At 74.7% G+C, this 20,280-nt stretch carries 19 protein-coding genes, 1 other RNA gene and 3 pseudogenes; 12 read left to right on the top strand and 11 right to left on the bottom strand.

Annotated features, from left to right (window positions below; genetic code table 11):
- Window positions 1-31 precede the first annotated feature (31 nt).
- A complete protein-coding gene (gene map / locus BN2279_RS26575) occupies window positions 32-850 on the bottom strand; it encodes a type I methionyl aminopeptidase (protein ID WP_059013553.1) in 819 nt (272 codons plus the stop codon).
- A 78-nt stretch (window positions 851-928) separates the two neighbouring features.
- Here map and BN2279_RS26570 point away from each other — a divergent pair, with 78 nt between their 5' ends.
- The gene (locus BN2279_RS26570) at window positions 929-1,195 is read left to right on the top strand and encodes a helix-turn-helix transcriptional regulator (RefSeq protein WP_059013552.1); all 267 of its coding nucleotides are present in this window, start codon (window positions 929-931) and stop codon (window positions 1,193-1,195) included.
- 127 nt (window positions 1,196-1,322) lie between these two features.
- Here BN2279_RS26570 and BN2279_RS26565 read toward each other — a convergent pair whose 3' ends face one another.
- The 4 genes and pseudogenes from BN2279_RS26565 to BN2279_RS26555 all read right to left on the bottom strand — a co-directional run.
- Window positions 1,323-1,739 (bottom strand): PIN domain nuclease, encoded by a 417-nt coding sequence (locus BN2279_RS26565; protein WP_059013551.1) that lies wholly within the window; start codon window positions 1,737-1,739, stop codon window positions 1,323-1,325.
- Window positions 1,736-1,951 (bottom strand): type II toxin-antitoxin system VapB family antitoxin, encoded by a 216-nt coding sequence (locus tag BN2279_RS26560; protein ID WP_059013550.1) that lies wholly within the window; start codon window positions 1,949-1,951, stop codon window positions 1,736-1,738. The genes BN2279_RS26565 and BN2279_RS26560 overlap by 4 nt, the downstream gene beginning before the upstream one ends.
- A gap of 109 nt (window positions 1,952-2,060) precedes the next feature.
- An RNA gene (rnpB, locus tag BN2279_RS26875) (RNase P RNA component class A) lies at window positions 2,061-2,463 on the bottom strand.
- A gap of 86 nt (window positions 2,464-2,549) precedes the next feature.
- Window positions 2,550-3,257: pseudogene (locus BN2279_RS26555) on the bottom strand (DMT family transporter); the annotation flags it as partial.
- Between the two features lie 312 nt (window positions 3,258-3,569).
- On the opposite strand from BN2279_RS26555, the gene yaaA reads away from it, so the two are divergent.
- Window positions 3,570-4,367, top strand: coding sequence for a peroxide stress protein YaaA (yaaA, locus tag BN2279_RS26550; RefSeq protein ID WP_059013548.1), 798 nt, complete (start codon window positions 3,570-3,572; stop codon window positions 4,365-4,367).
- On the opposite strand, the gene BN2279_RS26545 is transcribed toward yaaA, so the two are convergent.
- From BN2279_RS26545 to BN2279_RS26535, 3 genes are read right to left on the bottom strand one after another with little or no spacing between them, the layout of a single operon-like run.
- Window positions 4,354-5,496, bottom strand: coding sequence for a bifunctional RNase H/acid phosphatase (locus BN2279_RS26545; protein ID WP_059013547.1), 1,143 nt, complete (start codon window positions 5,494-5,496; stop codon window positions 4,354-4,356). The two genes, yaaA and BN2279_RS26545, sit on opposite strands and share 14 nt — an antisense overlap.
- A 9-nt stretch (window positions 5,497-5,505) precedes the next feature.
- The gene (locus tag BN2279_RS26540) at window positions 5,506-6,249 is read right to left on the bottom strand and encodes a zinc ribbon domain-containing protein (protein WP_059013690.1); all 744 of its coding nucleotides are present in this window, start codon (window positions 6,247-6,249) and stop codon (window positions 5,506-5,508) included.
- Complete coding sequence (locus tag BN2279_RS26535; protein WP_059013546.1) at window positions 6,246-7,097, bottom strand: Nif3-like dinuclear metal center hexameric protein; 852 nt, start codon at window positions 7,095-7,097, stop codon at window positions 6,246-6,248. The genes BN2279_RS26540 and BN2279_RS26535 overlap by 4 nt, the downstream gene beginning before the upstream one ends.
- A 244-nt stretch (window positions 7,098-7,341) precedes the next feature.
- Here BN2279_RS26535 and BN2279_RS26530 point away from each other — a divergent pair, with 244 nt between their 5' ends.
- The 4 genes and pseudogenes from BN2279_RS26530 (at window position 7,342) to BN2279_RS26515 (ending at window position 10,396) form a co-directional block, all read left to right on the top strand.
- A complete protein-coding gene (locus BN2279_RS26530) occupies window positions 7,342-8,511 on the top strand; it encodes a hypothetical protein (RefSeq protein WP_059013545.1) in 1,170 nt (389 codons plus the stop codon).
- A gap of 114 nt (window positions 8,512-8,625) precedes the next feature.
- Window positions 8,626-8,961: pseudogene (locus tag BN2279_RS26525) on the top strand (class I SAM-dependent methyltransferase); the annotation flags it as partial.
- A 231-nt stretch (window positions 8,962-9,192) separates the two neighbouring features.
- Window positions 9,193-9,444: pseudogene (locus BN2279_RS26520) on the top strand (class I SAM-dependent methyltransferase); the annotation flags it as partial.
- A 148-nt stretch (window positions 9,445-9,592) separates the two neighbouring features.
- The gene (locus BN2279_RS26515; RefSeq protein WP_059013544.1) at window positions 9,593-10,396 is read left to right on the top strand and encodes a DUF5336 domain-containing protein; all 804 of its coding nucleotides are present in this window, start codon (window positions 9,593-9,595) and stop codon (window positions 10,394-10,396) included.
- Between the two features lie 87 nt (window positions 10,397-10,483).
- On the opposite strand, the gene BN2279_RS26510 is transcribed toward BN2279_RS26515, so the two are convergent.
- Genes BN2279_RS26510 through BN2279_RS26500 form a run of 3 tightly spaced genes read right to left on the bottom strand, consistent with a single transcriptional unit; the run spans window position 10,484 to window position 13,603 of the window.
- The gene (locus tag BN2279_RS26510; protein WP_059013543.1) at window positions 10,484-11,557 is read right to left on the bottom strand and encodes a prenyltransferase/squalene oxidase repeat-containing protein; all 1,074 of its coding nucleotides are present in this window, start codon (window positions 11,555-11,557) and stop codon (window positions 10,484-10,486) included.
- Complete coding sequence (locus tag BN2279_RS26505) at window positions 11,554-12,279, bottom strand: class I SAM-dependent methyltransferase (protein ID WP_059013542.1); 726 nt, start codon at window positions 12,277-12,279, stop codon at window positions 11,554-11,556. Before BN2279_RS26505 ends, BN2279_RS26510 begins: the two co-directional genes overlap by 4 nt.
- A 4-nt stretch (window positions 12,280-12,283) precedes the next feature.
- Entirely contained in the window at window positions 12,284-13,603 is a 1,320-nt protein-coding gene (locus BN2279_RS26500; protein ID WP_059013541.1) for a glycosyltransferase family 4 protein, read from the bottom strand.
- A gap of 149 nt (window positions 13,604-13,752) precedes the next feature.
- On the opposite strand from BN2279_RS26500, the gene BN2279_RS26495 reads away from it, so the two are divergent.
- The 6 genes from BN2279_RS26495 (at window position 13,753) to BN2279_RS26470 (ending at window position 20,257) form a co-directional block, all read left to right on the top strand.
- The gene (locus tag BN2279_RS26495; protein ID WP_059013540.1) at window positions 13,753-14,364 is read left to right on the top strand and encodes a TetR family transcriptional regulator; all 612 of its coding nucleotides are present in this window, start codon (window positions 13,753-13,755) and stop codon (window positions 14,362-14,364) included.
- Between the two features lie 263 nt (window positions 14,365-14,627).
- Window positions 14,628-16,034, top strand: a complete 1,407-nt coding sequence (locus BN2279_RS26490; protein WP_059013539.1) for a prenyltransferase/squalene oxidase repeat-containing protein — start codon at window positions 14,628-14,630, stop codon at window positions 16,032-16,034.
- Between the two features lie 29 nt (window positions 16,035-16,063).
- Window positions 16,064-16,678 carry an SCO2322 family protein gene (locus BN2279_RS26485; protein WP_234348091.1) on the top strand — a complete coding sequence of 205 codons (615 nt, stop codon included), beginning with the start codon at window positions 16,064-16,066 and terminating at the stop codon, window positions 16,676-16,678.
- Window positions 16,675-17,811 (top strand): CbiQ family ECF transporter T component, encoded by a 1,137-nt coding sequence (locus BN2279_RS26480; RefSeq protein WP_059013537.1) that lies wholly within the window; start codon window positions 16,675-16,677, stop codon window positions 17,809-17,811. The genes BN2279_RS26485 and BN2279_RS26480 overlap by 4 nt, the downstream gene beginning before the upstream one ends.
- Window positions 17,808-19,433, top strand: coding sequence for an ABC transporter ATP-binding protein (locus tag BN2279_RS26475; protein ID WP_059013536.1), 1,626 nt, complete (start codon window positions 17,808-17,810; stop codon window positions 19,431-19,433). Before BN2279_RS26480 ends, BN2279_RS26475 begins: the two co-directional genes overlap by 4 nt.
- Entirely contained in the window at window positions 19,430-20,257 is an 828-nt protein-coding gene (locus BN2279_RS26470; RefSeq protein WP_059013535.1) for an ECF transporter S component, read from the top strand. The genes BN2279_RS26475 and BN2279_RS26470 overlap by 4 nt, the downstream gene beginning before the upstream one ends.
- Window positions 20,258-20,280: the final 23 nt, after the last annotated feature.

The raw sequence follows: 20,280 nt of genomic DNA, 5'->3' as shown, positions 1-20,280 counted from the left end.
CCGCGCGAGCGTGCCGGCCCCGGAGGGCGCGTCAACGCGCGGCCGGGGGCGGGCCGTTGCCGCCCTGTTCCGCCGCGAGGTGGCGGGGACGGCGGGTGAGCACCAGCGGATCGCCCTCGGTGATGGCGATCGTGTGCTCGGAGTGAGCGGTGCGCGAGCCGTCGGCCGAACGGATCGTCCACCCGTCCCGGTCGAAGACGATCTTGTCGGTGCCGCGGGCGAACCAGGGCTCGATCGCGAGCGCCAGGCCGGGGCGCAGTTTCCAGCCGCGCCCGGGCCGCCCGTCGTTGGGCACGTGGGGGTCCTCGTGCATCGTGCGGCCGAGGCCGTGGCCGCCGAACTCCAGGTTGACCGGGTAGCCGTACTCCGCGGCGACCGCGCCGATGGTCGCCGAGATGTCCCCGATCCGGTTGCCGGGCCGGGCGACCTTGATCGCCGCCTCCAGGGCGACTTCCGTGGCCTCGATCAGCCGCAGGTCCTCCTCGGCCGGGGTGCCGACGACGACGGAGAGGGCCGAGTCCGCGACCCAGCCGTCGACGCTCACCGCGATGTCCATGCTCAACAGGTCCCCGTCGCGCAGCTTGTACCTGTGCGGCAGTCCGTGCAGCACGGCGTCGTTGACCGAGAGGCACACCACGTTCCGGAAGGGACCTTCGCCGAACGAGGGGGCGTAGTCCCAGTAACAGGACTGGGCGCCGCGCTCCTTGATCCGGCGGCGGGCGTGATGCTCCAGATCCATCAGATCGACCCCCACCGCGGCGAGGTCGCCGAGCTCCTCCAGCACCTGACCGACGAACTGTCCGGTGACGTGCATGCGCTCGATGTCCTTCGGAGCCTTGATCTCGATCACCGCGGTCCTCTTTCCCCAGAGTATTGACCGGTATATTTATACCAGACCGGGGTGGGGGGTGGTTGCTACCATGACCGCATGGTTCGCCATCCGCTCGCCCCCGAACAGATCGAGGCGGGCCGACGCCTCGGAGCCGCCCTGCGCTCCGCCCGGGCCGGACGCAACCTCGCCGAGGTGGCCCTGGCGGCGGGCATCTCGCCGGAGACCCTCCGCAAGATCGAGACCGGCAGACTGCCGACACCCGCGTTCGGCACCATCGTCCGACTCAGCGAGGTCCTCGACGTCCCCCTCCCCGACCTCGCCAACGCCTGGCGCACGGACCCAGCCCTGAGCAAGGCCTCCTGACCCCAGGACCCCACTCCCGGCACACGATTGGTGAAGGAACCTGCGCTCACCGGGTGAAGCGCCCGGGTCAGACCCGTGCCCCGGTCCGGGTCACGCGTTCCTCCGCGTGGCGGCCGGTGCCCGTAGCTCAGTCGGCGGCACCGGCCGGGACCACCCATTGGGTCGGCTGGCCGGTCACGCTCGCGATCATGTCGTAGTCGCCGTCGTAGTGCAGCACCACCGCTCCGTGCCGCTCGGCGGTCGCCGCGATGACCAGATCCGCCACCGAGAGCGCCTTCCAGTTCCCCGAGCCGACGAGTCGCGTCTGCACCTCCAGTGCCCGGTCCCACACCTCGTCAGGGGTCGTCAGCCAGTCGAAGCCGCGCATCTCGTCACGGATCCGTTCCGCGTCCGCCTTGGACCGTGCGCTGTGCATGACCTCGACCTCGACGGCCCCGCACACCGCCAGCAGCCCCGCGTTGTGCAGCGGATCGATCACCGCCCGGACCACCGGCTTCGGATAACGGGCCAGCGCCGACTTGTCGATGAGATAGCGACCCGTCACGCCGCCCGGCCCGCGCCATCCGTGTCCTCGACGGGACCGGTCAGATCAGGCAACCCACCCTCGGCCAGCCATCCCAGGAACGAGGCCCGCTTCCGACGCTTGATCACATCCTCCAGGGCGGCGTTCACCGTGGCGACCTTCGTCGAGGTACCGAAGACCTCAGCCGCCTGGACCAGCAGCTCGTCATCGATGTCGATCACTGTTCGCGTCATGGGCCACTCCTCCAGCCTGCCCTCTCCACCCAGGGCACCACGCCAACGATATCAAATTCCGACCCGATTGATATCGCCGATGGGTCGAGCAGGTCAAGCGCCGGGAAGGCGGACGAGTCGGCCTGTACGCCGGGTTTTGTCGCTCCGGGGTCTTGCGGCCCGGGAGGAGGCGGTCATCCATCTAGGGCCGGTGTCGCCACCGGCCTCAAGCGGTCTACCCGCGGACTCGGGCGGGCAGCCCTCGGTCGTCCGCGCAGGGTCGTCGGTGTGACGGCCCCTCTTGACCTTGCTCCGGGTGGGGTTTACCGAGCCGCCCAGGTCACCCTGGGCGCTGGTGGTCTCTTACACCACCGTTTCACCCTTACCGGGGCTCATCGCCCCGGCGGTCTGTTTTCTGTGGCACTTTCCCGTGGGTCACCCCAGGTAGGCGTTACCTACCACCCTGCCCTGTGGAGCCCGGACGTTCCTCGGCGAGATCCAGAGGATCCCGACGCGACCGCCCGGCCGGCTCGTCCGCCGTACCGGCCATCCTACCCGTGGCCAGGATCGAGCCCGCCAGGATGAGGGCGAAGGCGGCCACGATGGTGCCGGTCAGGGGTTCGGCGAGGAACGCGACGCCGGCCGCGACGGCCACCGCCGGGTTGACGTAGGTGAAGACCATCGCCCGGGAGGTGCCGACCTCCCGGATCAGTTCGAGGAAGACGACGAAGCCCAGCGCCGTGCAGATCACCCCGAGACCCGCCAGCGAGGCCAGGACCTCGGTCGAGGGCATCGTGTCGGGCAGCGAGACGAGGCCGGGCAGGGCGTAGACCAGGGCCGCCAGGGTCAGGCAGGCGGCCGTCAGCGGGAGCGTCGGCACGTCCCGCAGGGTGCGGGCCGCGATCAGGGGGGCGCCCGCGTAGCACAGGGCCGTCAGCAGGACCTCGGTCACCGGCCAGGTGCTGCCGCCGCCGATCCGCGGGGCGGCCAGGACCGCCACGCCCGCCAGGCCGACGGCCAGGCCGGTCCAGCGCAGGGCGCCGAGCTGTTCGCGCCCGCCGGTCAGCCGGGCGAGAACGACGGCCACGACCGGCACGGCGGCGATCAGCAGGCCCGTCATGGAGCTGGACAGGTGGCGTTCGGCGTCCGAGAGCAGGAACCAGGGCCCGATGATCTCGCAGGCCGCGAACGCCATGACCGGCACGGCGTACGGGCGCAGCCGGGGCAGTTCGCGGTAGGCGAGCGGCAGCAGGAGCAGCGCGCCGATCGCGGTCCTGGTGAAGACGACGACGGGGACGGGCACGCCCCCGACCGCGACCTTGATCATCAGGTACGGGATGCCCCAGATGACGCTCATCAGGGAGAACAGGATCCAGCCGCGCGGAGACATGGCTCCAGCATCGGGGGGAACGGCACCCGGCGTCCCGGACACCGCAGCGTTGCGCGCCCGGCGCGACGCCCGGCACGGGCCGGAACCACCGACTCGGCCGGACGGCGGGCCGCGTCCGGCGGCCCACACGCCCGGGTGACGCGGTACTGCGCCGACCGGGCGTACGGCGGCGAGCGCGACGTCCGGCCAGTATCGTCGCCTCCGGACGGAGAACATGAGGCCCGTGGGGAACGCGAGGAGTGACGCGAAGTGCTGGTGCTGCTGCCGCCGTCGGAGGGGAAGACCGGGGCGGTACGAGGGGCCCCCGTCGATGTGGGCGCCCTCTCGCTGCCCGCGCTCGCCCCGGCGCGCGAACGGGTGCTGGCGGAGCTGATCGCCCTGTGCTCCGGCGGCGCGCACGGCACGGACGATGTGACGAAGGCGCGCGAGGTGCTCGGGCTGAGCGAGGGGCTGGCCGGTGAGGTCGCGCGGAACGCGGCGATGCGCACGGCTCCCGCCCGCCCGGCCGGGCAGCTCTACACGGGTGTGCTGTACGACGCGCTCGGTCTCGGCTCGCTCAGCCCGGCGGGCAAGCGGCGGGCGCGGGAGTCGCTGCTGGTCTTCTCGGGCCTGTGGGGCGCGGTACGGATCACCGACCGCCTCCCGGCGTACCGCTGCCCGGCCGGGGTGCGGCTGCCGGGGCTCGGGCCGCTGGCCGGGTTCTGGAAGGAGCCGCTGGCGAGGGCGCTGCCGGAGGCGGCCGGTGCCGGGCCGGTGCTGGATCTGCGGTCGTCGGCGTACGCGGCGATGTGGCGGCCGGACGGCGAGCTGGCGCGGCGCACGGTGACCGTGCGGGTGCTCCAGGCGCGGCTGGTGGACGGCGTGGAGAAGCGGTCAGTGGTGAGCCACTTCAACAAGGCGACCAAGGGCCGTGTGGTGCGCGCCCTGCTGGAGGCCGGGCCGCTGCCGCGCACCCCGGCGAAGCTGGCCGGGGCGGTGCGCGACCTTGGTTACGTGGTGGAGGAGAGCGCGCCCGGCCGGCTGGACATCGTCGTCACCGAACTGTGAGCTGCGCGGTCCGCAGGTGCGCGGTGTCGTTGAACCGGCGCAACGAGGCGTTGCCGTCCGGGAAGTACGCCACCTCGGACAGGGCGGCCGGGGACAGCTCCATGCGGAACATCGACAGGGCGGGCGCGCCGAGCGCCAGCCGCACCAGCGTCTTGACGGGCGTGACGTGCGAGACGACGAGAACGGTCCGGCCGGCGTAGCGGGCCAGCGTCTTGTCCCGGGCCACCGCGACCCGCCGGGCGACCGCGGCGAAACTCTCGCCGCCGCCGGTCGGTTCGGCGTCGGGCGAGGCGAGCCACCGGGCGAGGTCCTCGGGGTGCCGCTGCTGGATCTCGGCGAACGTCAGGCCCTCCCAGGCACCGAAGTCCGTTTCCCGGAAACCTTCTTCGACCCGGACGTCGAGGCCGAGCCGGTCGGCGAGCGGCTGCGCGGTCTGGCGGCAGCGGGCCAGCGGCGAGGTGACGACGGCCTGGACGCCGGTGTGGGCGAGGGCTTCCGCCGCGGCCTCGGCCTGGGCCAGCCCGGTGGCCGACAGGTCCGGGTCCTCGCCGCCGCTGCCGGAGAACGCCTTCCGCGCGGTGAACGGCGTCTCGCCGTGCCGCAGCAGCAGGAACGAGGTCGGCGTGCCGCTCGCCGGGCCCCAGCCCACGGCGGGCGGCAACTCGGCTTCCTCCTCGGACGGTTCGGCGGCGACCGGCGGCCGGGGCGTCCACTGCTCGCCGCGTTTCCCGGCGTCCATCGCCTCGTTGGCCAGGCGGTCGGCGTACTTGTTCCGCTCCCGGGGGATCCACTCGTACGTCACGGCGCCGGCCGGGAAGACGTCGCGGGCTTCGAGCGCCAGGGGGCGCATGTCGGGGTGCTTGATCTGCCAGCGGCCCGACATCTGTTCCACGACCAGCTTGGAGTCCATCCGGACGCGCACCGAGGCTCCCGGATCGACCTCGCGCGCGGCGCGGAGACCGGCGATCAACCCCCGGTACTCCGCCACGTTGTTGGTCGCCCGGCCGATGAACTCGGCGGTTTCGGCGACCACTTCACCGGTGGCCGCGTCGCGTACGACGGCGCCGTATCCGGCCGGTCCCGGGTTGCCCCGGGAACCGCCGTCCGCCTCGACGATCAACTCGCGCATCGGTGTCGCTCACAGCCCCGAGTCGGTGGTACGGACCAGGATGCGGCGGCAGTTCTCGCAGCGCACCACCTCGTCGGGGGCGGCGGCGCGCACCTCGTTGACCTCGGTGATGTTCAGCTCCAGGCGGCAGCCCTCGCAGCGCCGCTGGTACAGCCGCGCGGCGCCGACGCCGCCCTGCTGCGTGCGGAGCTTCTCGTAGAGCTTCAGCAGGTCGGCGGGGATCGTGGCGGCGAGTTCGGCGCGTTCGGCGGAGATCCTCTCGGTCTCGGACTCGATCTCGGTCACCGCGGCGTCGCGGCGGGCCGACGCGTCGGTGACCCTGGCCTCCAACTCCTCCAGCGTCGCCGCCAGTTCCCTGGCCCGGGCCTGGGCGGCCTCGTGCCGTTCCATGATGTCGAGGACGACGGTCTCCAGGTCGTCCTGCCGCTTGGCGAGCGACGCGATCTCGCTCTGGAGGCTCTCCAGGTCCTTGGGGCTGGTGACCATCCCGGAGTCGAGACGCTGCTGGTCGCGGGCGGCGCGCTGGCGGACCTGATCGACGTCCTGCTCGGCCTTGGTCTGCTCCCGCGCGGTGTCGCTCTCCTCCGTCCGCGCCGCCACCAACAGAGCGCGCTGCTGGGCGATGTCGCTGTCCAGGGCGCGGATCTCGTCGTGCTCGGGCAGGTTTTCGCGCCGGTGCGCGAGCTGGTTCAGCCGGATGTCGAGGGCCTGGACGTCCAGCAGGCGGTTCTGATCGGCGGGCGCGGCGTTCAGTTGGGGGCTCCTTCGCTGGGGTGGCGGGAGGGGTGGTGGATGCGCCAGGGGTCGGTCACCCGGCGGGACACATGGGTGCGGAGTCCCCAGCCGTGCCGCTGCGAAACGGCGTCGAGCTGGGCCGCCGCCTGCTCGCACCAGGGCCATTCCGTCGCCCAGTGGGCGGCGTCGACGAGCGCGAGCGGCGAGTGCTCGCGGGCCTCGGACGCCGGGTGGTGGCGGAGGTCGGCGGTGAGGAACGCGTCGGCGCCCGCCGCGCGCACCTCGGCGAACAGGCTGTCGCCCGAGCCGCCGCACACGGCGACCGTACGGATGGGGCGGTCGGGGTCACCGGCGGAACGGATGCCCTGCGCGGTGGCGGGCAGCCGTTCGGCGGCGAGCGCGGTCAACTCGGCGAGGGTCAGCGGCTGGTCCGGCTCGCAGAGCCGGCCGAGGCCGCGGCGCCCCGCCGGGTCGTCCGGGTCGGGGACCAGCGGGCCGGTGACGCGCAGCCCGAGGGCTCCGGCGAGGGCGTCGGAGACGCCGGGGGCGGCGCGGTCGGCGTTGGTGTGCGCGACGTAGAGCGCGATGTCGTGCTTGATGAGGGTGTGCACGACGCGGCCCTTGAAGGTGTCGGCCGCGACGGAGGTGGTGCCGCGCAGGTAGAGCGGGTGGTGGGTGACGAGCAGCCCGGCGCCGAGCGCCACGGCTTCGTCGGCGATCTCCTGGACCGGGTCCACGGCGAACAGCACCCGGCCGGTCTCCGCGTCCGGGTCGCCGCACACCGGTCCGACCGCGTCCCACTGCTCGGCCCGCTCGCGAGGCCATAGGGTGTCGAGCGCGGTGATCACGTCGGAGAGTACGGGCACGGGGTCAGGCTACCTGTCCGGCGGGACCCGGGAACCGCGCCCACCATGTCGTGGGGAGACGCGCGCGGAGGAGCGCGAGGAGACACGCGGAGCGCCGCGCGGTTCCACCCGAGTGACATACACAACTGACCCCAGTTGATCATGGGATTCGGGGAAGCGTCACCCTTATGCGTGAAGCGGCAGAAGCCGGGTTGTCCGGTCCGCAGTACCAAGCCCTACCGTCCTCGCTGGAGGTGAGCGACATATGACGGCCCGAGCCCCGCAGCCCGCGCCTCTGACGATCGCGGCCGGAGGCGCGTACGCGGCCCGGCTGGTCGCCAGGGACGGCGGTGACGGCTGGTGCCCCGAGCGGTGGACGCTGGACGGCCCCGAGCCGTACACGGTGCGGCTGCCGGCCGGTCAGCCGGAGGAACCCGGCACGCCGCTGGTGCCGCTCGCCGACGGGCGGGTCCTCATCAGCCGCCGCGCGGACGGCCGTCACCATCTCTCCCTGCTCTACCCCTCCGGTCCTGACACGGGTGAACTCCCCCTGGGCGCCGTGGAGTCGCCGGAGCTGCACCTGCTGCCACCCGCCCCGGACGGCATGCGGGTCTTCGCGCTGGCGCCCCGGGAGGACGGTGACGGAACGGCGCTGTGGCTGGTGTGCGGCGGCGCGTTCGGGCCGGAGCTGGTGACGGTGCTGGACGGGCGCTGCTCGGGCGGCGCGTGGCTGGACGCGGCGGGCAGGCTGCTGGCGCTGGACCGCACGGACGCCTCCGGGCGCACCCGGGCGGTGACGGTGGACGTGGAGCAGGGCGGGGAGCCCGCCGAACTGCTGCGGATCGCGGAGGACAGCGACGACCGGCTGCTGCTGGCCGACCCGGACAGCGGGCTGCTGCTGGTGCGTTCGGACGCGCCGGGCGCGGACCGGATCGGGTGGGGCGTGCTGGGCAGCCACCGGCCGGTGCGGTTCCCGGAGGCGCTGCGGCCGGGTGACGGGGTGCGGCTGACGCCGTTCGCCGTCCAGCCGGGGCAGGTGCTGACGCCCGAGAGCTGCGGTGTCGCGCTGCGCGTGACGACGGCCGAGGCGGACTGGGTGGCGGTGTGGCGGCCCGCCCACCGCGCGTTGCGGCACCTGCCCGCTCCGGCCGGGTGGCTGGCGGGCACCGGGCGGTGGACGGCCGACGGGGACCTGCTGCTGCCGTACGTCACCGAGGACGTGCCCTGCGGCCTGGCCCGCCTCGTCGTCCCCGAACCGGAACCCGAGACCGCGCCGGAACCCGAGCCGGAGGCCGCGCGGTCCGCCGCCGGGCCGGAGGGCGCGGAGCCGGAGAGCGGGCAGCGGGCGCACGCGCCCGGGGCGGGGACGGACGCGTCGCGGGCCATCACCAAACCCGTCCCGCTCCAGCAGGCGCCGCTCGCGCGGGTGTGCTGACCCCGGCTGGTGACAGCCGTGACGCATGGTGCAGCATGGGGGCCACACTCGGGTACCACAGGGGGACGCGTGGCGGATGACGTCTTCGCCGCCTTCGAGTCGGCCAAGGGCTTCATGCCGGCCGACGAGGGCCGCGCGCTGTACGAGGCGGCCGTCGAGGCGGCCACGGACCTGGGGCTGCCGCTGCTCGAAATCGGCAGCTACTGCGGCCGGTCCACGCTGTTGCTCGCCGACGCGGCCCGCCGCGCGGGCACCGTCGCCGTCACGGTGGACCACCACCGGGGCAGCGAGGAGCAGCAGGTGGGCTGGGAGTACCACGACAAGGAACTCGCCGACCCCGAGGACCCGACCCGGCTGGACACCCTGCCGTTCTTCCGCCGCACCCTGGCAGCCGCAGGGCTCGAGGAGTACGTCGTCGCCGTGGTCGGCCGGTCCCCGCAGGCCGCGGCGACGACGTACTCCTAAAGCCCATCGGCTGCCAGGGTGCGGCGGAAGCACGGGAGGGCGTCCCGGCGAGTAGGGTCCCCGGGGCCCGCGCGATCCTAGTGCTGGTACCCCCAATCCACCTCCTACTGCTTACTGCCCCGTATCTCTGTGCCACGGCGACGGCCGATATGCGCGCTATCCTCTGCGTCGGCAGCGTCGGATGGGTATAAGAGACAGGGGGGGGGCGGGGGCGGCGGCGGGCGGTTCGGCCTGGTCTTCGTGGACGGCGGCCACACCGACGCCCACGCCACGGCCGACTACGAGAGCTGGGTCCCGCAGCTCGCGGAGGGCGGCCTGCTGGTGATCCACGACGTGTTCCCCGACCCGGCCGACGGCGGGCAGGCACCGTTCCGCATCTGGCGACGGGCCGTCGCCAGCGGCGCCTTCACGGAGGTCGGCACCTGCCGTTCGCTGCGCGTGCTCAGACGCACGGGTGAGGGCTGTTGACCGGCACCCAGATCACGACCGCATCACAAGCGTGTCGCCTGGGAAACAGTAGGCCCCCTTCCCCGGGACCCGGGGGGACAACATCCGTACGATGGGGCCTCGCTCAGTCTGACCAGACCATGACGACCATAACGACGAAGGATCTGACGTGAACAACCGCTCGCTCTCCCGAGGCGATGCAGCAGTGATCGGAGCAGCGGTCCTGCTCTTCATCGCCTCTTTCCTGGAGTACTACGGCTTCAAGGGTGCCGACGACGGCAGGAACGGCTGGTCGAACTTCTTCTTCCCGCTCATGCCCACGGTCTTCCTGGGCGGGCTCATCGCCGCGGTTCTGATCGTCGTCCCGGCCTTCGTCTCCCCGCAGGTGCAGGAGCGGCTGATCGGCGGCCTGAAGCTCCGGCAGTGGGGCACGGCGCTGGCCGTGTTCGCCGCCTGGTCGGCGCTGTGGATGCTGTTCGCCAACCCGCTGGGCTACGGGGACGTGCTGGAGGCGGGCGCGGGCATGGTGCTGAGCCTGATCGCCGTGCTCCTCCTGGCCGCCGCCGCGGTGCTGACGCAGACCCTCCCGGCGCTCCAGGTGCCGCTGACCACCAGCGGCCCCCGCCCGCAGGTGGGCCTCGCCGGCCAGCCGCCGTACGGCGGTCAGACGCCCGGCTACGGCTACCCGGCGGCCGGCAACCCGCAGCAGGCGTACCAGCCGACGCAGGCGATGCCCGCCACCCCGGCGGCCGGTTCGGGCACCGGTACCGACCCGAACTTCCAGCCGTTCTGGTTCGCCGTCCCGGCCGCCCGGCCGCTGTACGGCGAGGACGGTTCGCCGACCCCGGTCGCCGAACTCGCCCCCGGCACCTGGTACCTGGCGGTCGAGCAGCGCGGCCAGGCCCTGGTGGCGCAGACGCAGGACGGCCGGCGCGGCGTGCTCCAGGACACCTCGGGCATCCAGCGCGGCTGATCCGCCGTAGACGGACGGACGAGAACGGCGGCGGCCCGGGGCGGAGAAGCCCGGGGCCGCCGCCGTTCGGCGTTCACGCGTCGCGGATCAGTCCCGGCAGCAGTCCGGTTCGAGGCCGCGCGGCAGGCGGGTGCCGCCGAAGACGGCGCGCGTGGGCTCGTCGCCGGTGAGCACGGCCACGGCCAGCAGCACCGAACCGGCGGTCCAGCTCGTGAGTTCCGTCGGCCAGACGGCGTCGTCGGCGAAGACGTACCCCGTCCAGTACAGGCCGTCCTCGGCCCGGAGGTGGCCGATCCAGCGCAGGATGTCGGTGGCCCGGCCGGGCAGGCCCGCCGCCCACAGCGCGATGGCCAGCTCGGCGCTCTCGCCGCCGGTCACCCAGGGTCTGTTGACGACGCAGCGGACGCCGAGGTCGGGAACGACGAAGGCGTCCCAGTCCTTCTCCAGCCTGGCCCTGGCCTCCGCGCCGCGCAGCGCGCCGCCGAGGACCGGGTAGTACCAGTCCATGGAGTAGCGGGACTTGTCGAGGAAACGCTCGGGGTGGCGGCGCACCGCGTGCCCGAGGCGGCCGGCGGCCAGCTCCCAGTCGGGCTGGGGGGCGCGTTCCAGCTCGGCGAGGGCGAGGGCGCAGCGCAGCGCGTGGTAGACGGACGACGAGCCGGTGAGCAGGGCCTCGGGCACGGCGGTGCCGTCGGGGTCGCGGCGCCAGCCGATCTGGCCGCCGTCCTGCTGGAGTCCGAGGACGAACTCGACGGCGGCGGTGACCATCGGCCACATCCGCTGCCGGAACAGCTCGTCGCCGGTGGTGAGGTAGTGGTGGAGGACGCCGACGGCCGGGTAGGCGCAGAAGTTGCTCTCCTTGCCCAGGTCGGTGGGGTGGGCGGCGTCGCCGTCGGCGTAGGCGGCGTACCAGGAGCCGTCGGCGTTCTGGTGACGGGCCAGCCACTCGTACGCGGCGGCGGCGCGCTCGTGCTCGCCCGCGCTGTCCAGGGCCATGGCGGCCTCGACGTGGTCCCAGGGGTCGAGGTGGTGGCCGCGGAACCAGGGGATCGCGCCGTCGTCACGCTGCGTCGCGGCGATCCCGGCGGCGGTGGCGGCGGCCTCGGCGGCGGTCAGGACTCCGGGCAGCGCGAGGCGCTCGGTGCGCTCGGGGCTTGTCACGCACGCTCCAGGCGGGGCTTGGTGGCGTAGGCCACGAAGCTCTTGCCGAGCAGCGGGTTGAGCGCCTGCTCGGCGACGCGGGTCGCCAGCGGGCGCTTCATGATGTCCCAGACGAGGAGCTTGTGGTAGGCGCGGACGGGGAGCGCCTTGTCGTTGTCCACGCCGAAGGCGCACTTGAGCCACCAGTAGGGCGCGTGCAGCGCGTGGGCGTGGTGGGTGCCGTAGGGGCGCAGGCCGGCCTCGCGGAGCCGGTCGATCAGCTCGTCGCCGCGGTAGATGCGGATGTGGCCGCCCTCCACCTCGTGGTAGGCGTCGGACAGCGCCCAGCAGACGCGTTCGGGGCCGTAGCGCGGGACGGAGACGGCGATCCGGCCGCCGGGGCGCAGCACGCGGACGGCCTCGGCGAGCAGGCCCTTGTCGTCGGGCACGTGCTCCATGACCTCGGAGACGATCAGCGCGTCGAAGCTGTCGTCGGGGAAGGGCAGCGCCAGGGCGTCGCCCTCCATGGCGGTGGCGGTGGCCGTGGCCGGGGCCTCGCCGGCCTCCTTCATGGCGGCCAGCCAGGAGGCGACGTGCTCGACGTCCTTGGGGTTCTGGTCGAGGGCGACGACGTGCGCGCCGCGCCGGTAGCACTCGAAGGCGTGCCGGCCCTCGCCGCAGCCCAGGTCGAGGACCCGGTCCCCCGGCGCGAGCGGGAATCGGGTGAAGTCCACGGTCAGCACGCGGTCAGCTCCTTCGGTGCGCGGGCGTCTGGGCCCGGGCGGTCTTCTCGGCCGGCGCGGCCCTCTCGGCCAGCGCGGCGCGGTAGTGCTCCGCGGTGGCGCGGGCGGCCTGCTCCCAGGTGAAGCGGCGGAGCACGCGTTCACGGCCCGCGTGGGCGATTCTCGTACGGAGTTCCTCGTCCGTGAGGAGACGCGCCAGGGCGGCGGCCAGGGCGCCGGCGTCGCCGGGCGGCACGGCCAGACAGGTCTCGCCGTCCGGGCCCGCGACCTCGGGGATGGCACCGCCGGTGGTGGCGACGAGGGGAGTGCCGGAGGCCATGGCCTCCGCGGCGGGCAGCGAGAAGCCCTCGTAGAGGGAGGGGACGCACGCGATCTCGGCGCCGCGCACCAGATCGGCGAGCTCCTCGTCGCTGATGCCCTTGCGGAACTCGACGGCGCGGTGCAGCCCGAAGCGGTCCATCGCGTCGGCGACCGGGCCGGTCGCGGGGCGGTTGCCGACGACCAGGAGGTGGGCGCGGGGGTGTTCGGTGCGGAGCTTGGCCAGCGCCTCGATGAGGTGGACCAGGCCCTTGAGGGGGGCGTCGGCGCTGGAGGTGGTGACGATGCGGCCGGGCACCTTCGGTGTCGCCGGGTCGGGGTGGAAGACGCGGGCGTCGGCGCCGATCGGCACGACGTGGACGCGGTCGGCGGGGACGGCGAAGTCCTCGACGATCTCACGGCGGGAGGCGCCGGAGACGGTGAGCACGGTCGGCAGGCGGCGGGCGACACGTTTCTGCATGCGTGTGAAGCCGTACCAGCGGCGTACCGAGAAGCGGCGCCTGCGGTCGGCCGCGGCGGCCAGGTCCAGGCGGCGGTCCACGGTGATGGGGTGGTGGATCGTGGTGACCAGGGGCAGGCCGAGACGTTCGATGCCCAACAGGCCGTAGCCGAGGGTCTGGTTGTCGTGCACGACGTCGAACTCGGCGCGGCGCGCGGCCAGTTCGCGGCGGGCGCGGAGGGAGAACGTCAGCGGCTCGGGGAAGCCGCCGGTCCACATGGTGGCGACCTCCAGCACGTCCACCCAGTCGCGGTACTCGTCGCGCTTCGGTGTCCGGAAAGGGTCGGGCTGCCGGTAGAGGTCGAGACTCGGCAGTTCGGTGAGGGTCACCCCCTCGTCCAGGACCGGGTACGGCTGGGCGCCGATGACCTCGATCCGGTGACCGAGCCTGGCCAGTTCGCGGGAGAGATGCCGGACGTACACGCCCTGGCCGCCGCAGAACGGATTCCCCTTGTAGCTGAGCAGCGCCACTCGCAAGGGGCGATCCACACCAGCCTCAGCCGTCACGCCCGCTCCTTCACTTAGCTGCTACTCGCGGGTACCGAAGATAACGCGCCGTCCGTCAGCCGGAATGCGTCGAGTCAGGTGATTATCACCACGTGGGCGCGATGAGTAAACTGCAACGAGTTTCAGAGCCTGCCTCGGGAGCGCCCACCATGACGACGCGACCCCAGCCCTCCGCTCCGGCACGGACCGAGCGGCAGCGGGCCCGCAGGCGACGCATCCTCGACGCCACCACCCGGCTGGCCGCCGCCGGCGGTTTCGACGCCGTGCAGATGCGCGAGGTCGCCGAGAGCGCCCAGGTGGCCCTGGGCACCCTCTACCGGTACTTCCCGTCCAAGATCCACCTGCTGGTCGCCGTTCTGTGCGACCAGTTGGAGCAGTTGCACGAGACGCTGCGGGAGCGCCCGCTGACCGAACGGACGCCCGGCGACCGGCTCGTGCGGACCCTCAAGCGCGCCTTCCGCGCCCACCAGCGCGAACCCCGCCTGGCCGAGGCGATGATGCGCGCCCTGCTGTTCGCCGACGGCTCGGTGCGGGCGGAGGTCGGCGCGGTGTCGCGGGTGACCGCCGCGCTGCTGCGGGACGCCGCCGGGCTGTCGGAGGAGGAGACCGAACGGAACCTCAGCGCCTTCCGCGTCATCGCCCACACCTGGCAGTCGACACTCGTCTACTGGCTCTCCGGCAACATCACGCTCGCCCAGGCCCACCAGGACATCGAAACGGCCTGCCGCCTCGTGAGCCCCTCGTCTGCGCCGATAGAGTGACCGGCATCAGTTCGCCCGCGGCGGGGAAAGTCCGGTGAGAGTCCGGCGCTGACCCGCAACCGTGTGCGGAGCCGCACCGCCCGGGACGAGCGGCCGGCGCCGCGAGCCGGAGCGCCTGCCCGCGGGCCGCACTGGCCGTTCGGTCGCCCGCCCGGCGACCGGCACCGTCGTGGAGTACGGCGCTGAGCCCGGTGCCCCGCAGCGCGACGCCGCGCCGTGGCGGTCGGCCGTGCCGGCGGACCAGCACAGCGAAAGGCGTTCCCGTGTCCCACCAGCCCACCCCGACCTTCGCGCGGTCCCGCGGACACCGCGCCGCCGCGGCGCTGGCCGGCGCCGCCGTGCTGCTGACGGCCGCGCTCCCGGCCGCGTCCGCGGCCGACGACGCCGACTCCGACGCCACCTCGGCGTCGGACCCGCTCTTCGGCGAGGCCGACCCGCAGTACGACGGGGTGTGGCGGCAGTCCCTCGCGCTGCTGGCGCAGGACGCGGCGGGGGACGCGCCGGCCGGTGAGGCGGTGGAGTGGCTGCTCGCGCAGCAGGGCGAGGACGGCTCGTTCCTCGCCTCCCGCGCCGACGTCTCCCGGCCCTGCGACGACGTCACGGCGGCCGACTCCAACGCCACCGCGGTCGCCGTCCAGGCGCTGGCCGCGCTCGGCGGCCACGACGAGGCCGTGGCGTCCGCGCTGGCCTGGCTGACCGGGGTGCAGAACGAGGACGGCGGCTGGAGCTACAACCCCGGCGGCGCCAGCGACGCGGACTCCACCGGTGTGGTCGTCGGCGCGTTCGCCGCGGCGGGCGAGGACCCGGCGGACGTGGTCCGTGACGGCAGCTCCCCGTTCGACGCGCTGGCCGCGCTCCAGCTCGGGTGCGGCGCGGACCAGGAGGAGCGCGGGGCGTTCGCGTGGCAGCCGGAGCCGGGCGGGGAGCTGTTCCCCAGCGACCTGGCGACGGTGGACGCGGTGCTCGCCTCGTACGGCAGCGGGCTGCTGGTCGATCCGGAGAGCGTGACGCAGGCGCCGGTCGTACCGCTGGACTGCGAGGGGGACGAGGACCCGGCGGACCCCGAGGGTTCCGGGGCCACCGAGGGCTCCGGGGACACCGAGGACTCCCAGGAGGCGGAGGACCCGGAGAACCCGGAGGCCACCGACGAGGCGGCGCTCTCGCCGCGGCTCGCGTCGGCCTCGGCGGGCGCGGCGCGGCTGGCGGGCCTGCTGGCGGACGGCGAGCAGCACCTGGTGACGGTCCTGCCCGGCGGCGAGGAGCAGCCGGACTACGCGACGACGGCGCGGGCCGTGATCGCGCTCTCGGCGGGCGGCCACGAGGAGGCGCGCCAGGGCCCGCTGGACTGGCTGCGCGAGCACCACGACGAGTGGACCGGCCGGGCGGACAGCCCGCAGTCGCTGGCCGTGCTGGTGCTGGCGGCCCACGCCGGGGGCGCCTCGCCCCACGACTTCGGCGGCAGCGACCTGGTCGAGGAGCTGAACGCCCTGGGTCCCGCCCCCGAGGAGGCCGGGTCCGCCGACGGCACGGGCGGCGCGGGCGCGTCGGACGACGGCTCGGGATCCGGCGCCCTGCCCTGGGTGCTGGGCGCCGGCCTGGCGCTGGGGCTGCTGATCGGCGTGTTCCTGAGCCTGCGCGGTCGGCGCGCGAAGTCCGACGCCACGCCGTGAGCCGGTCGCGCCGCGCGTGGTGGCCCCTGGTGGCCGCCGTGGTGACCGTCGTGTCCGGGCTGCTCGGGCCGGGCGCGGCGCCCGCCGTCGCCGCGGACTCCGCGTACCGGTACTGGTCGTTCTGGACCTGGGACACGGACGAGGACCGGTGGACGTACGCCACGCAGGGCCCCGGGACCCTGCGGGTCGGGGACGGTGATCTGATCGGGTTCCGGTTCGCCGTCAGCGACGGGGCGTCCGACATGCGCGCGCCGCGCGACGCGAGCGCGTACGACGCCATCTGCGGCGACGGCGCAGGGGTTGCGATCGTCGTCGACTTCGGCACCGCGCGGGACGCCCCGGAGGGTGAGACGCCGCCCGCGCCGCGGACCGCGTGCGCCCGGCCCCCCGGCGGGGCCACCGCCGCCGAGGCGCTGGCCGGGGTCGCCGAGCCGCTGCGGTACGACTCCGACGCCCTGCTCTGCGCCATCGCCGGCTACCCGGCGCGCGGCTGCGCCGACCAGCTCTCCGAGGACGGCGACGGCGACAGCGCCGCGAGCGGCGACGGTGGCGGGTCGGCCGTCGCCGTCCTGGCGGGCGTCGGCACGGTCGCCGCGCTGGCCGCCGCCGCCTGGCTGCGCGCCCGGCGCCGACGGCGGGCATGAGCGACGCCCTCGCCCGGCTGCGCGCGCCCCTGGTCACCCGGAGCAACGCCCTGCACGCGGGCGCCTGGTGGCTGTGGGCGCTCGGCCTGGCCGCCGCCGCCTCCCGCACCACCAACCCGCTGCTGCTGGCCCTGCTCGTCGCCGTCGCCGGTTACGTGGTCGCCGCGCGCCGCACGGACGCGCCGTGGGCGTACGCGTTCGGGTTCTTCCTGGCGCTCGGCGCGCTGGTGGTGGCGATCCGCGTCGTCTTCGCCGTGCTCCTGGGCTCCCCCATCGGCGGCACCACGGTGGTGTTCACGCTGCCCGAGGTGCCGCTCCCGGACTGGGCGCGGGGCGTGCGGCTCGGCGGCCGGGTCACGGCCGAGGCGCTGGTCTTCGCGTTCGAGGACGGGCTGAAGCTGGCGACGCTGCTGGTCTGCCTGGGCGCCGCCAACGCCCTGGCCAACCCGGCGCGGCTGCTGAAGTCGCTGCCCGGCGCGCTGTACGAGCTGGGCGTGGCGGTCGTGGTGGCGATGACGTTCGCGCCGCGGCTCGTGGCCGACCTGCTGCGGATGCGGGCCGCGCGGCGGCTGCGGGGGCGCGCGGACCGGGGCGCGCGGTCGCTGATCGCCGTCGCGCGGCCCGTCCTCGAAGGCGCGCTGGAACGGTCGGTCGCGCTGGCCGCCGCGATGGACGCCCGGGGCTACGGCCGGACCGCCGACGTGCCGCCCGCCGTCCGGCACACCACCACCGCGCTGACGCTGGGCGGGCTGCTGGGCGTGTGCGCCGGCTCGTACGGGCTGCTGGCGGCCGAGGGCGCCGGTTTCGGGCTGCCGCCGCTGCTGGCCGGTCTGCTGGCGGCCCTGGGCGGCCTGTGGCTGGGCGGGCGGCGCAGCCCCCGGAGCCGGTACCGGCCCGACCGGTGGGGCGCGCGGGCGTGGCTGGTGGCCGGTTCGGGCGTGGCCGCCGCCGTGCTCGTCGCCTGGGCGGGCGGCTCCGATCCGGCGGCGCTCAACCCGCCCGCCGTTCCGCTGACCGCGCCCGGATTCCCGCCGCTGCCCGCCGCCGCGATCCTGCTGGGGCTGCTGCCCGCGTTCGTCGCCCCCCGTCCGCCGCGACCCGGCACCGCCCACGCCGAGGAGGCCCGCCCGTGATCCGTTTCTCCCAGGTCTCCGTCACCTACCCGGACGCCGCGAAGCCGGTGCTCGGCCCGGTGGACCTGACCGTGCCGGAGGGTGAACTCTGCCTGCTCGTCGGCCCGTCCGGCGTCGGCAAGTCGACTCTGCTGGGCACCGTCTCCGGGCTGGTGCCGCACTTCACGGGCGGCACGCTGCACGGCCGGGTCACGGTCGCCGGGCGGGACACCCGCACCCACCGGCCGCGCGACCTCGCCGATGTGGTGGGCAGCGTCGGGCAGGACCCGCTGGCGCACTTCGTGACCGACACCGTCGAGGACGAACTCGCCTACGGCATGGAGTCGCTGGGCCTGCCCCCGGCGACGATGCGGCGGCGCGTCGAGGAGACGCTCGACCTGCTGGGCCTGGCCGGGCTGCGGGACCGGCCCATCGCGACGCTCTCCGGCGGCCAGCAGCAGCGCGTCGCCATCGGCTCGGTCCTCACCCTCCACCCGCGCGTACTGGTGCTGGACGAGCCGACGTCCGCGCTCGACCCGGGCGCCGCCGAGGAGGTGCTGGCCGTCCTCCAGCGGCTGGTGCACGACCTCGGCACGACGGTCCTGATGGCCGAGCACCGCCTGGAGCGCGTCGTGCAGTACGCCGACCGGGTACTGCTGCTGCCCGCGCCCGGCGCCGCGCCCGTGCTGGGCGAGCCGGCCGCGGTCATGGCCCGCTCCCCCGTTCACCCGCCCGTGGTGGCGCTGGGCCGGCTGGCGGGCTGGGACCCGCTGCCGCTGTCGGTCCGCGACGCCCGCCGCGCGGCCGGTCCGCTGCGCGAGCGGCTATCCGGCCGCGCGCCGGCCGCCCCGGCCAGGACGGCCGGCGGCGAACCGCTGCTGACCGTCCGGGCCCTGTCCGTGCGCCGCGACCGCGCCGAAGTCCTGCGCGGGATCGATCTGGTGGTGCGGCCCGGCGAGACAGTCGCGCTGATGGGCCGCAACGGCGCGGGCAAGTCCACACTGCTGCGCACCCTCGTCGGCATGCACCCGCCCGCCTCCGGCGGAGTGGAACTCGCCGGAGGCGTCGTCCCGCACCGCGCCGAGCCGGGGCGACTGCTGCGCCACGCCGGGCTGGTGCCGCAGGACCCGCGCGATCTGCTGTTCGCCGAGACGGTCGCCGCCGAGTGCGCGGGCGCCGACACCGACGCGGGCGCGGCGCCCGGCCCCTGCCGGGCGCTGGTGGCCGAACTGCTGCCGGGCGTCCCGGACTCCACCCATCCGAGGGACCTGTCGGAGGGGCAACGGCTGGCGCTGGCACTGGCGGTGGGGCCCCCCGCCGCGCCGCCCGCGCTGCTGCTGGACGAGCCGACCCGCGGCCTGGACTACGCCGCCAAGGCGCGTCTCGCGGCCGTGCTGCGGAAGCTGGCGGCGGCCGGGCACTGCGTGGTGCTGGCCACCCACGACGTGGAGCTGGCCGCCGAACTCGCCCAGCGCGTCGTGGTGCTGGCCGACGGCGAGGTCGTCGCGGACGGCCCGACGGCCGAAGTGGTGGTCGCCTCGCCGTCGTTCGCCCCGCAGGTCGCCAAGGTCCTCGCGCCGCAGGGCTGGCTGACGGTCGGTCAGGTCGCGACCGCGCTCGACGGCATACCGGACGCGGCGTGACCGGCCCGGGGAACGCGCCCCAGCGGCAGGCGCGGCCGATCCGGCCCGGCCCGCGGTCGGCCGCCGCGCTGGCCCTGGTCTCGGCCCCCGGCGTGGTCGCGTTCGGCTGGCCGCTGCTGGCGAGTTCGTCGTCCGGCCTCGCCCACTCCGCGGACGCGCCCTGGCTGTTCGCGCTGCTGCTGCCGCTGCTGCTGGCCGTCGCGGCGGCCACGGTCGCGGACACCGGCCTGGACGCGAAGGCCGTCGCGATGCTCGGCGTGCTGGCCGCCGCCGGTGCCGCGCTGCGCCCGCTCGGCGCGGGCACGGCCGGGCTCCAGCCGATGTTCTTCCTGATGGTCCTCTCGGGCCGGGTCCTGGGTCCCGGGTTCGGCTTCGTCCTCGGCTCGGTGTCGATGTTCGCGTCCGCGCTGCTGACCGGCGGGGGCGGGCCGTGGATGCCGTTCCAGATGCTGTCCATGGGCTGGGTGACGATGGGCGCCGGGCTGCTGCCGGGGCCGCACTCGGTGCGCGGGCGCGGCGAGCTGGCGCTGCTGGCGGCGTACGGGGCGGTGTCGTCGCTGTTCTACGGCCTGGTGATGAACCTCCAGGGCTGGCCGTACATCGCGGGCATGAGCAGCGGCATCTCGTTCGTCCCCGGTGACCCGCTGCCGGACAACCTGGCCCGGTACGCCGCCTACGTGCTGGCCACCTCGCTCGGCTGGGACGTCCCGCGCGCCCTGCTCACCGTGGTGCTCATCCTGACCTGCGGCGGGACCGTGCTGCGGGCCCTGCGCCGGGCGACGCGGCGGGCCGCGTTCGACGTCCCGGCGCGGTTCGGGGACTGACCGCCCCGGGCGCGGGCGCCGGG

Origin of the sequence: Streptomyces specialis (assembly GCF_001493375.1) — a bacterium.
GTDB classification, from domain to species: Bacteria; Actinomycetota; Actinomycetes; order Streptomycetales; family Streptomycetaceae; genus Streptomyces; species Streptomyces specialis.
This window is presented reverse-complemented; position numbering and strand designations above follow the sequence as displayed.